Raw genomic sequence first — 14,685 nt, 5'->3', positions numbered from 1 at the left:
ATGCGAGGGAGCGGCGCGCAGGAGGCAGGGGCAGGCTGGATAGGGGAGGTGGGTCGCCGTGGCGCGAAACGAAGCCATTTCGCCCGTCGAGGGTGCGGCAGTACTGGAAGCGCTGTTCCACCAGTCCCCGACTGGCCTGATGGTCCTGGACACGGAGCTGCGAATCCTGCGGATCAGCGTCATAACGCCGGCCCTGCGCACAGCGCCCTTTGAACAGATCATGGGCCGGCACTTCACCGACGTGTATGACCTCTCCGCGCCTGGTGAGGTCGAGGCGATGCTGCGCGGCGTGCTGGAGAGCGGCGCGCCCGCACAGGGGCGACCGGTGGGGGTGCGTCCGAAGGGCGGGCCGGGGCCGGAGTACCAGGTCTCCGTCTCGGCATGTCGCCTTGAGGACACGAAGGGGAGGATCTTGGGGGTACTGACGGAGATACTCGATGTCACCGAACGCGAAAAGGTACGCGCCCGTCTGCGCGTCCTCGGCTCGGTGCGCGAGCGAGTGGGACAGACCCTCGACGTGGTGGCCACCTGCGAGGAACTGGTGCAGGCGGTGGTGCCAGACCTCGCCGACATCGCCGTGGTGGAAGTGGTGGAGGCAGCGGTGCGTGGCGAGGAACCTCCGCCGAGTCCTCTCGGACGGGAGATGCCGCTGCGCCGTGCCGCCTTCGGCCGCAGTGGCGGCGAGGAGCAGGTTCAGGCACATCCGGTAGGTGATGTACGGGCTCTGCCGTTTCCGACGCCTTACGCGCAGACGCTCACCGACCTCAAGCCCCGCCTGGTCGCCCTGGGCCCCGAAACGCCCTGGCTGGCGGCCGTTCCGCAGCGCGCCGAGGCGATCCTCGCCTCCGGTGCCCACAGTCTTATCACCACGCCCCTGACGCTGCGGGGAACCGTGCTGGGACTGATGAGCCTGTACCGCACCGGCCAGGGCGACGTCTACGACCAGGGCGATGTCACCCTCGCCGTCGCAGTGGCCGCTCACGCCGCGCTGTGCATCGACAACGCCCGCCGATACACCCGCGAACACACCATCGCCTTGACCATCCAGCGCCACCTGCTCCTTCCCGAGCCTGCGACGCAGACGACCGTTGAAACCGTGCACATGCTGGTGCCCTCTGAAACCGGCGGAGGCAGCGGGTTCGACACATTCGCCCTCTCCGGCGCCCGCACCGCCCTGGTGGTCGGCGAAGTAGCCGGCCAGGGCATCCACGCGGCCACCACCCTGGGACAGATAGGGACCGCCACGCGCTCCCTGGCCGCGCTCGACCTGGAGCCCGACGAACTCCTCGCCCGCCTCAACGACACGACCATCAGCCTGGCCCAGGAACGCACAGCTCTGCCGCCCGGCGATCCCATGCCGCTTACGGGAAGCTGCGTGTACGCGGTCTACGACCCGCTCGCCCAGACCTGCACCATCGCCCTGGCCGGCCACCCCCCACCCGTGATCGCCCATCCCGATGGCAGTACCGAGATCCCTCAGCTGCCGAGCGGGCCTCCCCTGGGGACCACCGAAGGGCCCCCCTTCGCTGCCACCACGGTCTCTGTCACCGACGGCAGCGTCCTCGCCTTCTACACCCCATCCCTCCTGACCACCTCCCGGTCCCCGGAGACACTCCAACGGGTGCTGGCCCACACCGACCGGCCGCTGCAGGATCTGTGCGACGACGTGCTCTACCGGCTGCGGAGCGACACCCGCCACGGCGACGTCATACTCCTCCTCGCCCGCACCCACACATTCCCCGCTGGTGAGGTCGCCGCGTGGCATCTCGACCACCATCCCAAAGCTGTCGCCGTGGCGCGCGACCACACCCAACTCCAGCTGAGCCATTGGGGAGTGGATGAGGAAACCGCGTACACCGCCGAAATGATCGTCAGCGAACTGGTCACCAACGCCATCCGCTACGGCGCACCGCCTGTGCGGTTGCGCCTCATCAAGGACCGCACGCTCTCCTGCGAAGTCCACGACAGCAATGCCCTCGCGCCGCGGCTGCGCCACGCGAAGACGGTCGACGAAGGCGGGCGCGGCTTGTTCATCATCGCCCAGCTCGCACGGACCTGGGGCGTCCGTTACTCCCTCGACGGCAAGACCGTCTGGGCCGAGCAGACTCTTCCGCCCGCAACCTCGCCCCGTCCCCCTCAGCGGTCATAGCGACAGCAAGGTCGCCCGAATCGTCGCCGGCCGACAGTGCCGGCAAGCGCGCGTCGGTGCAGCTGCAGCTGCAGCCGCTCGGCAGGATTTCGCCGAAGACGCCGCGAAGCACAGCATTGACACCGCTCCCACCTTGGCCAGGGCAACCGTCCGGATCCAGCAACCCTGCAGCAGCTGGCACTGTCAGCCGGGGAACTCCGCCACGGCCTTGCCGAGGTCACGTTCGAGGTCACCAGGCGTCTGAAGGCCCCGGTTCGCGAGGTAGTCCAGGCGCTCACGGGATTCGGGCAGTGCAACCAGGCTGAGGAACGTGGCCGAGTCGGAGCGGACGTTCGACGGGTGGGGCAGCGTGAGGTCATTGATCGAGCGCTTGGCGGCCTTGACCCCCTCGGGTGGAAAGCCTGCAATGCGCCTGGCCAGGCGCTCGACGAAGCCGTCCAGCTCGGCGTCGGGCAGGGCGCGGTTGATCCAGCCGTAGCGCTCCGCGAGATCGGCGTCGAAGTCGTCGGCGCCGGTGATGACCTCGATGGCACGTGTCCTGCCCAAGCGCCGGGTCAGGTGCTGGATTCCGCCGGCGCCGGGCAGGGCGCCTGTGCCGGACTCGAACTGCCCGAATACCGCGTTCTCACGCGCGGCGAAGATCATGTCGCAGGCCAGGGCAAGTTCGTTGCCACCGCCACGGGCCCTGCCACGCACCTTGGCGATGGTGATCACCGGCACCTGTGCCAGCTTGTACAGAAACATGCCGAGCGAGGCGTCACCGGGACCGCCGGCCTTCGCGGCCTCTGCGGTGTACTGCGGGATCGCCGTGAGGTCCACGTGCGCCGAGAAGAATTCTGGTGAGGCGCTGTCGATGACGACGACCCGCACGTCACCGGGGTCGGTGTACAGCGTGTCGACGAGGGAGACGAGGTCACGGACGAGGTCGACACCGAGGAGGTTGAGAGGGCCGGCGTCGAGGGTGGCGGACAGGACACCGGCCTCCTGTCGGGTCGGAATCGACGAGTAGGCGAATGTCATGATCATTTCCTATGGGTGGGGGTGCGGAGGGGAGCCGGGAAGTGGCCGAGGTACTACTGGAACCACTCAAGGGCCGTGCCCGGACGCGATTCGAACTGCGCCTGGTACGGCTCGAAGCACGCGCCGTGCAGCAGGACACCTTTGGGCTGCAGCGCCAGATCGCACACGGGCCCCCGTGTGCCGGGCGTGGTGGCCTGCGGGGTGCCCCTCAGGCGAGGTGCTCGCGGAACCACTCGATGGCGGCGCTGCTCGCCTTGTCGAACTGGGTGGTGTACGGGTCGAAGTGGCCACCCGGGATCGTCCGCAGTCGCTTGGGCTCCAGCGCTCGCTCGTAGGCCGCGAGGGCCAGGTCGGTCACGGTGACGGTGTCGTTGAGCGCGACCACCATGAGCAGCGGTGTGGGCGAGACCCTGTTGACCCAGATTCCGGGCTCGTACATGCGTGCGGCCCGGGTGGAGCGGACGGTGACCTCATTCTCCCACACACCGTCGGGCTTGGGCTGGAGGTAGAAGTCGATGGCTTCCTGCGTCCGGTACGACGCGGGCACCGCCGGGTCCCTGCCGACGATGGCCAGGGTGCGGGGGGCCTCGCCACGCGACTGGGCGCGCTCGTCCTCGGAGAAGCTTTCCTCCAGGGCCGCGACGGCCTCGGAGACGATGCGGCGCCGGCCCTGCTCGAAGCCGCTGATGGTTGGCACCTGGGAGACCACGGCCCGCAGTCGGCGGTCGGTCGCGCCCAGAACGATGGCGTGGCCGCCGGCGTAGCTGGCCCACAGGCCGATCTGCTCCGGATCGACCTCGGGGAGGCTCTCCAGGTGGCTCGCCGCCAGTCGGCGATCTGCCGCCATGGGTCGACGTCCTGGCGCGGCTGGCCGTCGCTCGCTCCGAAGCCGCGGTGGTCATGGGTCAGGACGACGAAGCCGTTCTCGGCGAAGGCCCGTGCGAACGGCTCGAGTCCGTGCTCCTTGACCCCGGCGTAGCCGTGGGCCATGGTGATCGCCGGATGCGGGCCCGGGCCGTCCGGCAGGAAGAGCCATCCACGCAGCTGTACCGCGCCGTCGGCCTCGAACTGGACATCCTTGCGCTGAATCATGGGACAACCTTTCTTAGTAGGGTCGGCCTTCAGCCCTGGTGGAAGGAGTCGGCGTCGATCTCGCCGGCCAGCCGGGTACGCAGTTCCGCGGAGAACGGGAGCGCGGCGCCCAGTGGCCGGTGGTGGATGGCGGCTCGGAGGGTCTGGCCGTCCGCATTCTTGGTCAGGATGGTGACGCCCTCGATCGGCAGGCCGCCGAACGCGGTGGCCTCCCACTCCAGGTAGGTTCGTGGGCCGTCGACGGTCTCCCGGATGAAGCGGAGCGACTCGTAGATCACGCTCGCCGCGCCCATTACCTTCTTCACCTGGTCGCGGCCTTCCGCCGGGCGGGTTAGGACGCTAGTCTCCAGGACCACGTCCTTGGTGAACGCCTCACCGAATGCGGCGGCGAACTTCTGTGCGAAGGCGTTCGTCCACCCCTGCAGGCGTGGCGGACTCCCGGCGCGGGGCAAGACACTTCGCGGCGACGCTGGAACGCACCGGCAGCACCGGTGGTTGCGACGGTTCCGGTGACGACGGCCGTGCACCCGCGTCGGGCACCGCGCCCGGCCTGCCCCGGTCTCCGGCCTGCTCGCGGTATCCGTCGGACAGGCCCTGGCCGACGGCCTGGGCCGCGGGATTCACCAGCGCGGAGTCCCTTCGGCCAGCTGCAGTTCGCCTCTTCCGAACGAGAACTTCTCCTTCGGCCGAAGTGAACTCCAACTTGCCGACGGCGCCCCGCGCTGGTGAACCACGGCCATGATGAGGTTGCCGCACCCGAGCCAGCCGCTGACCGGGCTCTCGCCCCGGACCGGCAAGCCAGGGAAGAGTACAGATGGGATGCCATGCTTGAAGGAGATGTGATGCAGGTAGCCGTGGTCACCTTCGACGGGTTCAACGAACTCGACAGCTTCATCGCTTCCGCGCTGATCAATCGATGCCGCAGGGAGGGTCTGGAAGCCTTCGTCACGACGCCGACGCCTGTGGTCACGTCGATGAACGGTGTAGAGGTGACAGGGCAGCGCCCGATGGCGTTCGTGGCCGAAGCCGATGTCGTGCTCATCGGTAGTGGCGTGCAGACGCGCGACGTCGTCGCGGACGACCGACTGATCTCCCGGCTGCGGCTCGCCCCTTCGCGACAGCTGATCGGTGCCCAGTGCTCCGGCGCGCTGGTGCTCGCCCGGCTGGGGTTGCTGGACGGCATGCCGGCCTGCACGGACATGAAGAGCCGGCCCTTTGTCGAAGCCTGCGGCGTCACCGTGCTGGACGCGCCGTTCCACGCCGAGGGGAACATCGCCACAGCGGGCGGCTGCCTGGCGTCCCAGTATCTCGCCACGTGGGTGATCACCCGCATGCTCGGGGAGGATGCCGCGCGCGACGTCATCGGCTACGTTGCTCCGGTCGGCGAAAACCAGGAGACCGTCGATCGGGCCATGCGCGCCGTCCACTCGGGCGAGGCTGCACTGCGCTGACGGCCCGTGATCAGTCTCGGTCCAATGAAGATCCACCATCTTGAAGCCGTCTGGTTACGACCTAATGTGAGCGATCGGTGCTGGTCACGGGCGGTTGTCCGGACTCAAGCTCTCGTCTGCCGCACGTGATCACGGGCCCACGGATTCCCCTGGCGTGGGGTGCCTGTGCGTAGGTTTGGGCGGGAGAGCGCTTTCGCCTGCGGGTCCGTCGACGAACCGTCTGTGCTGACCGCATCATCCTGCCCGCAGGCGCCGCACCTCAGGAGACCCACATGAACGAACTGCGCTGGAGCGGCTTCGGGCGCACTTCGAGTTCCTGGGCGCGGACACGGTCGACAGCGGCTTCGCCCGCGGATGCCTGGTGGGCAACCTCGGCGCCGAGGTGGCGGACCACTCCGAGGAGATCCGCTCCGCCGTCCAGGGCGGCTTCCAGCGGTGGGCCGCGCGCATCCGCCGGGTCCTCACCGAAGCCCGGGAAGCAGGTGAGCTGGACGCCGCTCTCGAGGTCGAGGAGGCCGCGCTGTTCATCCTCAGCGCCTGGGAGGGCACGCTGATCGCGGCCCGAGCCGACAAGTCCTCCGCTCCCTTCGACGCCTTCTTCCACATGGTCTTCGGCGTCCTCCTGCGCTGATCGCGACCGGCCGCTTCTGGACCCCGCAGGTGAGGGTGCGGTCGTCGGGAGACGCAGCCGGTACCGGACGTCGTCGCACGGGTCCTGGGGCGCCAGGATCGTCGTCTTCCCGCCGTATGCCTCCCTGTGCGACCGATGGATCGCGTCCCCAGGACGACGAACCCGTTCTCGGTGAAGGCGCGCGCAAAGGGCGCTGACGGCAAGGAGAACACCTGACCGATGCAGCAGCCTCGACAGGCTGGCCAGTTCTCTCGGGCCCCATCGCGCTCAGGGCACCGGGATCGGGAAGAGGATGCAGCTGCTGGTGGCGTGGGCCAGGAGCCGGTCGTCGGAGTCGCGGAGCTCTGCCTGGGCGAGGGCGGTGCGGCGGCCGCTGTTGAGGACGGTGCCGATGGCGCGGACCTTGCCGGTGTCGACGGTGATCGGGCGCAGGAATTTCAAGGTCAGGTCGATCGAGGTGTATCCCATGCCCCGGGGCAGCACGGACTGCACCGCGCAGCCGGCCGCCGAGTCGAGCAGTGTGGCGTAGACGCCGCCGTGGACGCTGCCGATCGGGTAGTAGTGCTCCTCGCCCGGCACCAGTACGAACACTGCCCGGCCGTGCTCGGCCTCCTCCAGGGTGAAGCCCAGGGCGGCGGCGATGGGCGGGGCGGGCAGGCGCCCGGCCAGGATCTCGCGGAGGAAGTCGAGACCGCGGTGGTGAGGGACGGCGTCGGTGGTGATGGCTGGATCTTCCCAGCCGAACACACGTGATCTGTACGTTGCGGCTCTTGCCCGGTCGCTTGTGTTGTCGGTGTGGCGTGCCGGTCGGCGATGGCGGGGCGGGCCACTTCTGCGGTGGAATCGTCCTGCAGGGTGTTTCAGCCGCCGCGGGGTTCAGGGCTGTCCGGGCCGACGCGAATGAGACCAAGGCCGGCGTCGACGGTCCGCTCATCACCATCCGGCGCGCCCGGTATGCCGGACGGCGGAAAAAAATGCCGTCCGGCGCGTACGGGTGAGCATCGAGATGGTCGACTGAGGGCGCATCGTCTTCCACGGCACTGGAGGCCAGGTCAACTGCGGTTCAAGAGGAGGGCGATGCACCGCAGAGTCACCGACTTGCCGCCGCCCGTGGAGGCGTTGACACGGACGTACGGGTGCCGACGGTTCGGCCCTGCTTGGGTTGGGTCCTTCGGAGCTCTTTGGTCCGCGAATGGCGGTGGGAACTCCCATGTATGCCAGACTGTAGCTTTAAGAACCCGATTGATTACAGTGGGTATCTTCTATGACGGGTTGCCTGGAGCGCAACGATGCCTCCGAGCAACCCGACTTCAAGCTCTAGAAGAAGCCAAGTTTCTGAGGGCTGTAAGAACAAAGAATGTTCTTCGTCTGCTGGTAGTGCTCCAGCATCATCTTGTGCGTCTCGCGGCCGATCCCGGACTGCTTGTAGCCGCCGAACGCGGCGTGCGCGGGGTAGCTGTGATAGCAGTTGGTCCACACGCGGCCCGCCTGGATCGCGCGGCCCGCGCGGTAGGCGGTGCTGATGTCCCGCGTCCACACGCCCGCACCCAGGCCGTACAGCGTGTCGTTGGCGATCTTGATCGCGTCGTCGAAGTCGTCGAAGGACGCCACCGAGACGACCGGGCCGAAGATCTCCTCCTGGAAGATCCGCATGCGGTTGTCACCCTCGAAGATGGTCGGCTGCACGTAGTAGCCGCCCTTCAACTCTCCCTCATGCTCGATGCGTTCACCGCCCGTGAGGATCTTCGCGCCCTCCTGGCGGCCGATGTCGAGGTAGGACAGGATCTTCTCCAGCTGGTCGTTGGAGGCCTGCGCGCCGATCATGGTGTCGGTGTCCAGCGGGTGGCCCGGCTTGATGAGCCGGGTGCGTTCGACGGCCGCCTCCAGGAACTCCGCGTAATGGCCGCGCTGGATCAGCGCCCGGGACGGGCACGTGCAGACCTCGCCCTGGTTGAGCGCGAACATCGTGAAGCCTTCTAGCGCCTTGTCCCGGAAGTCGTCGTCATGCGCCCACACGTCGTCGAAGAAGATGTTCGGCGACTTCCCGCCGAGTTCCAGGGTGACCGGCTTGATGTTCTCCGAGGCGTACTGCATGATCAGCCGCCCGGTCGTGGTCTCGCCGGTGAACGCGATCTTCGACACCCGCGGGCTCGACGCCAGCGGCTTTCCCGCCTCCACCCCGAAGCCGTTGACGATGTTCAGCACGCCCGGCGGCAGCAGATCCGCGATCAGGCTCAGCCAGTAGTGGATGGAGACGGGGGTCTGCTCGGCCGGCTTGAGGACCACCGTGTTCCCCGCGGCCAGCGCCGGCGCCAGCTTCCAGGCTGCCATCAGGATCGGGAAGTTCCACGGGATGATCTGCGCGACCACCCCGAGCGGCTCGTGGAAGTGGTACGCCACCGTGTCGTCGTCGATCTCGCTCAGCGACCCCTCCTGCGCCCGGACCGCCCCCGCGTAATAGCGGAAGTGGTCGATCGCCAGAGGGATGTCCGCCGCCAGCGTCTCCCGGACCGGCTTGCCGTTCTCCCAGCTCTCGGCCACCGCCAGCGGCTCCAGGCAGGCTTCCATCCGGTCGGCGATCTTCAGCAGGATGTCGGCCCGCTCCGCCACCGGCGTACGGCCCCACCCGGGCGCCGCCTCGTGCGCCGCGTCCAGCGCCCGCTCGACGTCCTCCGCCGTACCACGCGCCACCTCCGTGAACGGTTGCCCGTTGACCGGCGACGGATTCTCGAAGTACTGCCCGCGCGCCGGAGGCACATAGGTACCGCCGATGAAGTGGTCGTAGCGCGACTGGTAGGAGACGATCGCGCCTTCCGTGCCCGGCGCCGCGTAACGAGTCATCCTGGTCTGCCTCCCGGTGCGGCGCTGCCCGCCGTTGGGCAGCTCTCGGCGCGAGGCTAGATGAGCGGACGTTGCAAGTACGTTGCGTCACAGCTCCGCCCCGGCGCCCGGCCGGCCGGCACCGCCAGTTCGGCCTCCAGGACGGCGAGCCGGGCACGGACCGCGGCCGTGGGCCGCACCGCGGCGAGCGCCCGCCACACCTCGACCTCGTCCTCGCCCCACGGCGTGTGCGCCCAGTCCGCCAGCAGGTCCGGGTCCCCGTGCGCGATCAGCGCCGTGCGCAGCCCGCCGGCGAGCCGCTCCCGCAGCCGGACGATCGCCGGCGCCTGCGAGCCGGGCAGCGGGGGGCCGGTGTACGCCTCCACCGCCGCGGTGAGCGCACCCGTCTCCAGCCGCCGCTCGACCACGGTGGCGTCCGACTCGACCGCCGCCGTCAGGCGGTACGGCCGCGAGGCGAGCAGCCCCGGCCCCAACAGGCGACGCAACCGCACCAGTTCGGCCCGCAACGTCACCGGGGTCACGGACTCGTCCGCGTACAGCGCGCACAACAACTCGTCACCGCTCAGGCCCTCGGGATGCCGGGACAGCAGCACCAGGATCTCGCTGTGCCGGCGGCTGAGCCTGATGCTCCTTCCGTCGAGGGCGAGTACGGCCTCGTCCCGGCCGAGCGCGCTCAGCAGCGGTGTCTCCTCGGGGCGCTCCGGAGCGAGCAGGGCGAGCTGTGCCTCGGCGGCCCGCGCCACCGCCTGCACGAAACCGAGGCTGTGCGGATGGGCGAGTCCGTCCCCGCCGGTGATGTCCACGGCTCCGAGGACCCGTCCGGTGCGGGGATCGTGCACCGGAGCGGCGGCGCACGTCCACGGTTGCACCTGCCGTATGAAGTGCTCCGCGGTGAAGACCTGCACGGGCCGGTCCACGGCGACCGCGGTGCCCGGCGCGTTGGTGCCGACCGCGCTTTCCGCCCAGCGGGCTCCCGGCACGAAGTTCATTCGGTCCGCGCGGCGCCGGGTCGCCGCATGTCCCTCCACCCACAGCAGTCTGCCGTGCGCGTCGCACACCGCCAGCAGATGTTCGCCATCGGCTGCGAAAGTGCCCATCAGCTCCCGGAACAGGGGCATCACCCGGGCCAGCGGATGCTCCGCGCGGTAGGCGCCGAGGTCGCCGTCGGTCAGCTCGACGCGGGCGGTGCCGTCCGGCCCGACACCGGCCCGCGCGCTGCGCCGCCACGACTCCGCCACCACCGACCGCACCGGGCGTGGCACCGTGCCCCCGGTGGTGAACGTGTCGTGCGCCCGGCGCAGCACCCGGACGCGCTCGGCGGGGTCGGCCCCCGGCTCCAGGGCAACCCATGGATCGGTCAACTCGGCCTCCCCGGAGGGTGAATCGTCGGTGTCGCGGTGGCGTACGCAGGGGTGGTGCGGTGGTGCACGGCGGCGGGGTGCGGCAGTGGTGATGCGGTGGGGCACGGCGGCGGCACCGCGAGGCACGGCGGATCGGGAGGTGACGCGGCCGGGCTCGGCGATGCCACGACCGCTGGGACCATCCTCACCCCCGGTGTCCGCACGGACAACCGGCACGACGGCGGCTCCACCTGTGGTCAGGCGAAATTGACCAGTCTGATGTAGCGCACCCAGTCCCAGCCCGGCCCTGGATCGTTGTGGTCGGTACCGGGCACCTGATAGTGGCCGATGATGTGCTCCCTGTCCCGCGGGATCCCGTACTTGGCGCAAATGGCAGCCGTCAGCTTCGCCGACTGCTCGTACAGGGCGTCGGTGAAGTAGGCGGGCTGGTCCACCCAGCCCTCGTGCTCGATGCCGATGCTGCGCGTGTTGTAGCTCCAGTTGCCCGCGTGCCAGGCGATGTCGGCTTCGTGTACGCACTGGGCGACGTGCCCGTCCGTCGAGCGGACCAGATAGTGCGCGGACACCTTCTTCTGCGGATTGCCGAAGATGGCCAGGGCGTCGGCGTACGTCTCCTGCGTGACGTGGATGATCACCCGGTCGACGGCGTACTCCTCGGGGCGGTCGGCCAGCGTGTAGTTGGAGGAGCTTGCCGCCCGCCACTCGGCGGGTGGGTAGTCGACGGTCGCGGTCTCGGCGCCGGCACGTGTGTCGGGAAGCAGTGCGCAGGGGACGGCGGCGAGTGCCGCGCCCTTCAGCAGCCGTCGTCGGCTGAGCCGCGGTTCCGCTCGGTCCTTGTCCATGGGGGAAGCCTTTCGGGGTGCCTGGGCCGGGGGGTGGGGGGCCCGGGAGGGCCTGGGGGATGCCTTTCGGAATGCCGTTCGGCATGCCTGGGGGCGCTGCTCGGGAGGCGTTCAGGGAGGGTGGTGCGGGCTTGGGGATGCCGTGGGAGGCGGCGTGGCGCGACGGCCGGAGGTGTTGCGAGAGTCGGGGTGGGGCGTCAGCCGGAGGTGTTGCGGGAGGCGGGGAGGGGCGGAGGTGTCAGTGGCGCAGAGCCCGCGCGGTCTCCCGCAGCCGTGCGTGCACGCCGCGGTACGTCTCCCGCGCCGGCAGCCACTCCTTCCGGAGCTTGGCCACGCACGTGTAGTTGGTGTCGCACACGTTGGCCAGCGGTGATTCGACCGCCTGGGTTGCGAACTGGTACGCGTCCAGCTCACTGAACCCGTAGTCGCGCACCAGCCACCGGACCAGGTCGAGCTGCGATATCCGGAACGCGTCCTCCAAAGGACGGGCCGAGCCGGTCGAGATGAGGTGCGTGTCCGACTCCAGCCGGGGCCACGGTGTGGCGACGTCTTTGAGGAGGTCCACGACCACCACCGTGTTCATGGCGCACTCCACGGCCACGCCGCAGGTCTCGCCCTCACCCTGCCGGGCGTGCCCGTCGCCGAGGCTGAACAGGGCGCCCGCGACGTTGACGCCCAGGTAGCAGGTGACGCCGGCCCGCATCTCGGGTGTGTCCATGTTCCCGCCGTGGGCGTCCGGCACCAGGGCCGAGCGCACCTCCAGGTTGGCGGGCGCCACTCCGACCGTTCCGTGCATCGGGTCCAGGGGCAGCTCCACCTGGATGTCGCTGTCCCGCGCCTGGAACAGGGCGGTTCTGCGAGCCCGGTCCAGCTGCCAGATCCACACCCGCTCCGGCAGCGGTGGCTGGAGACTGGCCGTGGTGGGGGTGGAGGTGAGCGCGCCGAAGAGGGGGACCGTCGTGGACGCCGCCCAGTCGCGCGCGGGTTCGATCGACACGAAGTGCACGGCCAGGGTGTCACCGGGTTCAGCGCCCTCGATGTGGAAGGGGCCGGTCTGCGGATTGAGGTAGGGGAACTCGCACACCTCGGACACGAGGTCCTTCTCGGAGCGGACCCGGCCGGCGAAGCAGTCCTCCGTGTACAGGTCGAGGACCGTGCCGGGTGCGATCCGCGCCAAGGGCGCCGCTCCGCCGAACGTCCAGGCGTACTGATCCGGTTCCGGGCGCACGGTGAGGATCCGGGGGTCGGTCATCGTCGCTTGACTCCCTTCCGAGGGATGGTCGGTTCAGGCCGGGACGGGTCCTGGCCGGGTGATCGCCACCGTCTGCCGACGACGGTGGATCAGCGGACCACGGTCCCGTCCTGCCGGTCGGTACCGGGTTCGTACACGTCGAGGTGGACCCGCGCGGTCTCGGCTATGCGCTCGGGGTGCCGTCGTACGAGCACGAGCAGGACCACCGCACCGGCCGCCATCCACGCGCCGACGACCGGGCCGGCGTAGGACACCGGAGGCGTCAGTTGCGTCACGAAGTCGAACACCGGGAGCCCGGCGGCCGTCAGCAGGGCGGGGACGAACGCGGCGATGCCCAGCACCGGGAGCAGCAGATGCCGTACCGGCTTGAAGGCGGCTCGGCCCCCGCGCAGGAAATAGCCCGAGCAGGAGACGTTGACGACGATGTAGACGGCGATGACGACCGTGACGATCACCGTGGCGAGAAGCACGTACGCGGTCACGGGGTCGTAGGCGAAGCCCAGCCCGAGCACCGCTGCCACCGCCACGGCGGTCTGCACGGCGATGCCCGCCACGGGGGAGCGGTGCCGGGGATGGAGCGTGGCGAGGAGGCCGGGCAGGACGCGGATGCGGGCCAGGGCGAAGGCCGTACGGGTGGAGACGTTGGCACATGCGTTGGCGTTCGCGATCGCGGAGTTGATCACCGCGAGGAACACCAGCACCCAGAAGAGACCGAACGACGCCCGGGCGACGCCCTCCCAGGACGCCTCGCCGGAGGCACCGAACCGGTCGAAGCGGTCGGGGCCGAAGTAGACGGTCATCGCATACGTCGTCAGCACATAGAAGAGGCCGATGCCCAGAGCTGCCCCGAGGACCGCGCGGTACATCGTCCGCCGTGGGTCGCGGCTCTCCTCGGCGAGCGGTGCCGCCGCCTCGAATCCGGCGAACGCCAGCACCGTGTACACGGACCCGGCGAACACCCCGGCGGTCCCCGCGTACCCGTCGGCGGTGTGGGACGTCCCGAACACCGACAGGGTGTTGGCGCTGCCGGCCCGGGCGATGAGGACGACCGCGAACACCAGGAGGACGAGGATCTCGAAGATGCCGAGGACGGTGCCGAAGCGGGCAGAGGCCCGCACGCCGAGGTAGCCGGTGACAGCGATGACGACCACTCCCGCCAGTGCCCACGGCCACCACAGGTCCTCCGGGTACGCGGACCACTCCGCGTGCAGCGTGCCCGCCACCGTGAAGCCCAGCTGCAGAAGCAGCAACGGCGGCACCAGCATCTCCACGAAGACGTAGGCCCAGCCGACGAGGAAGCCGACGGCCGGGTGCAGACCCCGTGCCGCGTAGGTCGCCACCGAGCCCGCCGCGGGCAGCTCCCGGGCCAGCTCGGCCACACAGGAAGCGGTGAACAGGCAGGCCACCAGAGCGATCAGCACCGCCAACGGAAGGCTGCCACCCGCGAACGGGGCGCCGGACGGGATCGACGCGGCGACCGCGGCGGCCGGTGCCATCGCCGTGACGCTCTGGAACAGGACCTCGCGTAATCCGAGGGCGTCGCGCCGCAGCGCCCCGGTCTGCTTCCCGTGCATGTGTCCCCCGATCCGTGCCCGTCCGCTGTCACCTGCCGCCTGCGCGTTTCCTCATTCCGTCGGCGCCCGGCCGTCCATGACGGCCCGTCGAATGCGCCTCGCGTGAATCACGGTACGGCGCGGCCGGGTTGGGCAGAAGGGCATGCCACGGTTCCGTGGACAAGTCGCGGCTTGTGGATAATTCGATCACCCGATCGGGCGAGTTCCGGTCGTGCCGAGGGCCGGGGAATCGGCCGTGCCGAGGGCCGGCGAGCGGGTGTGTCGAGGGCCGGGGAATCGGTCGTGCCGAGGGCCCGCGAACCGGTCACGTCGAGGACTGGCGAATCCGGTCACGCCGAGGTCCGGCGGCCAGGCCGTGCCCGAAGATCGGCGAATCGTTCCTTCGGCAGACGCGCCATTCCCTCGGTCGTCGGTCGCGGAATGCCACGCGGCGAGCGGCAGCCGGACGGGGGCCGTGTGCGACGACGTCCTG

General features: G+C 69.7%; 12 protein-coding genes and 1 pseudogene. 3 read left to right on the top strand and 10 right to left on the bottom strand.

The window, feature by feature from the left end:
- Positions 1 to 58 precede the first annotated feature (58 nt).
- Positions 59 to 2,149 carry a SpoIIE family protein phosphatase gene (locus ACZ7KF_RS21000; RefSeq protein ID WP_471076915.1) on the top strand — a complete coding sequence of 697 codons (2,091 nt, stop codon included), beginning with the start codon at positions 59 to 61 and terminating at the stop codon, positions 2,147 to 2,149.
- A gap of 183 nt (positions 2,150 to 2,332) precedes the next feature.
- Here the strand turns inward: ACZ7KF_RS21000 and ACZ7KF_RS20995 are convergent, their stop codons facing one another.
- From ACZ7KF_RS20995 to ACZ7KF_RS20980, 4 genes and pseudogenes are all read right to left on the bottom strand, one after another.
- Positions 2,333 to 3,169, bottom strand: a complete 837-nt coding sequence (locus tag ACZ7KF_RS20995; RefSeq protein ID WP_471076912.1) for an enoyl-CoA hydratase/isomerase family protein — start codon at positions 3,167 to 3,169, stop codon at positions 2,333 to 2,335.
- Between the two features lie 208 nt (positions 3,170 to 3,377).
- Complete coding sequence (locus ACZ7KF_RS20990) at positions 3,378 to 4,016, bottom strand: alpha/beta hydrolase (protein WP_471076910.1); 639 nt, start codon at positions 4,014 to 4,016, stop codon at positions 3,378 to 3,380.
- 47 nt (positions 4,017 to 4,063) lie between these two features.
- Positions 4,064 to 4,261, bottom strand: a pseudogene (locus ACZ7KF_RS20985) (alpha/beta hydrolase); the annotation flags it as partial.
- A 29-nt stretch (positions 4,262 to 4,290) separates the two neighbouring features.
- Positions 4,291 to 4,788 carry a nuclear transport factor 2 family protein gene (locus ACZ7KF_RS20980; protein ID WP_471076907.1) on the bottom strand — a complete coding sequence of 166 codons (498 nt, stop codon included), beginning with the start codon at positions 4,786 to 4,788 and terminating at the stop codon, positions 4,291 to 4,293.
- Positions 4,789 to 5,103: 315 nt separating this feature from the next.
- On the opposite strand from ACZ7KF_RS20980, the gene ACZ7KF_RS20975 reads away from it, so the two are divergent.
- Positions 5,104 to 5,712, top strand: coding sequence for a DJ-1/PfpI family protein (locus ACZ7KF_RS20975; protein ID WP_471076905.1), 609 nt, complete (start codon positions 5,104 to 5,106; stop codon positions 5,710 to 5,712).
- Positions 5,713 to 5,998: 286 nt separating this feature from the next.
- Positions 5,999 to 6,343, top strand: coding sequence for a TetR family transcriptional regulator C-terminal domain-containing protein (locus ACZ7KF_RS20970; protein ID WP_471077096.1), 345 nt, complete (start codon positions 5,999 to 6,001; stop codon positions 6,341 to 6,343).
- Between the two features lie 267 nt (positions 6,344 to 6,610).
- On the opposite strand, the gene ACZ7KF_RS20965 is transcribed toward ACZ7KF_RS20970, so the two are convergent.
- The 6 genes from ACZ7KF_RS20965 to ACZ7KF_RS20940 all read right to left on the bottom strand — a co-directional run bounded on the left by ACZ7KF_RS20965 (position 6,611) and on the right by ACZ7KF_RS20940 (position 14,213).
- On the bottom strand, positions 6,611 to 7,090 hold the full coding sequence (locus ACZ7KF_RS20965; RefSeq protein ID WP_471076902.1) for a PaaI family thioesterase: 480 nt from the start codon (positions 7,088 to 7,090) through the stop codon (positions 6,611 to 6,613).
- A gap of 570 nt (positions 7,091 to 7,660) precedes the next feature.
- Positions 7,661 to 9,184: an acetaldehyde dehydrogenase ExaC gene (gene exaC / locus ACZ7KF_RS20960; protein WP_471076899.1), complete on the bottom strand. Its 1,524-nt coding sequence runs from the start codon at positions 9,182 to 9,184 to the stop codon at positions 7,661 to 7,663.
- Between the two features lie 56 nt (positions 9,185 to 9,240).
- Positions 9,241 to 10,545 (bottom strand): GAF domain-containing protein, encoded by a 1,305-nt coding sequence (locus ACZ7KF_RS20955; protein ID WP_471076896.1) that lies wholly within the window; start codon positions 10,543 to 10,545, stop codon positions 9,241 to 9,243.
- Between the two features lie 236 nt (positions 10,546 to 10,781).
- Entirely contained in the window at positions 10,782 to 11,387 is a 606-nt protein-coding gene (locus ACZ7KF_RS20950; protein ID WP_471076893.1) for an N-acetylmuramoyl-L-alanine amidase, read from the bottom strand.
- A 238-nt stretch (positions 11,388 to 11,625) separates the two neighbouring features.
- Positions 11,626 to 12,639, bottom strand: coding sequence for an acetamidase/formamidase family protein (locus ACZ7KF_RS20945; RefSeq protein ID WP_471076890.1), 1,014 nt, complete (start codon positions 12,637 to 12,639; stop codon positions 11,626 to 11,628).
- An 89-nt stretch (positions 12,640 to 12,728) separates the two neighbouring features.
- A complete protein-coding gene (locus tag ACZ7KF_RS20940) occupies positions 12,729 to 14,213 on the bottom strand; it encodes an APC family permease (RefSeq protein WP_471076887.1) in 1,485 nt (494 codons plus the stop codon).
- Positions 14,214 to 14,685: the final 472 nt, after the last annotated feature.

The organism is Streptomyces sp. NPDC038200 (assembly GCF_055600785.1).
The sequence above is the reverse complement of the archived record's forward strand: the minus strand, read 5'-3'. Positions and strand labels throughout refer to the sequence as shown.

Excerpts from the sequence above, each read along its gene's own strand:
- ACZ7KF_RS20995 (WP_471076912.1), bottom strand. The coding sequence starts at position 3,169 with ATGACATTCGCCTACTCGTCGATTCCGACCCGACAGGAGGCCGGTGTC.
- ACZ7KF_RS20990 (WP_471076910.1), bottom strand. The coding sequence starts at position 4,016 with ATGGCGGCAGATCGCCGACTGGCGGCGAGCCACCTGGAGAGCCTCCCC.
- ACZ7KF_RS20975 (WP_471076905.1), top strand. The coding sequence starts at position 5,104 with ATGCAGGTAGCCGTGGTCACCTTCGACGGGTTCAACGAACTCGACAGC.
- exaC (WP_471076899.1), bottom strand. The coding sequence starts at position 9,184 with ATGACTCGTTACGCGGCGCCGGGCACGGAAGGCGCGATCGTCTCCTAC.
- ACZ7KF_RS20950 (WP_471076893.1), bottom strand. The coding sequence starts at position 11,387 with ATGGACAAGGACCGAGCGGAACCGCGGCTCAGCCGACGACGGCTGCTG.
- ACZ7KF_RS20945 (WP_471076890.1), bottom strand. The coding sequence starts at position 12,639 with ATGACCGACCCCCGGATCCTCACCGTGCGCCCGGAACCGGATCAGTAC.
- ACZ7KF_RS20940 (WP_471076887.1), bottom strand. The coding sequence starts at position 14,213 with ATGCACGGGAAGCAGACCGGGGCGCTGCGGCGCGACGCCCTCGGATTA.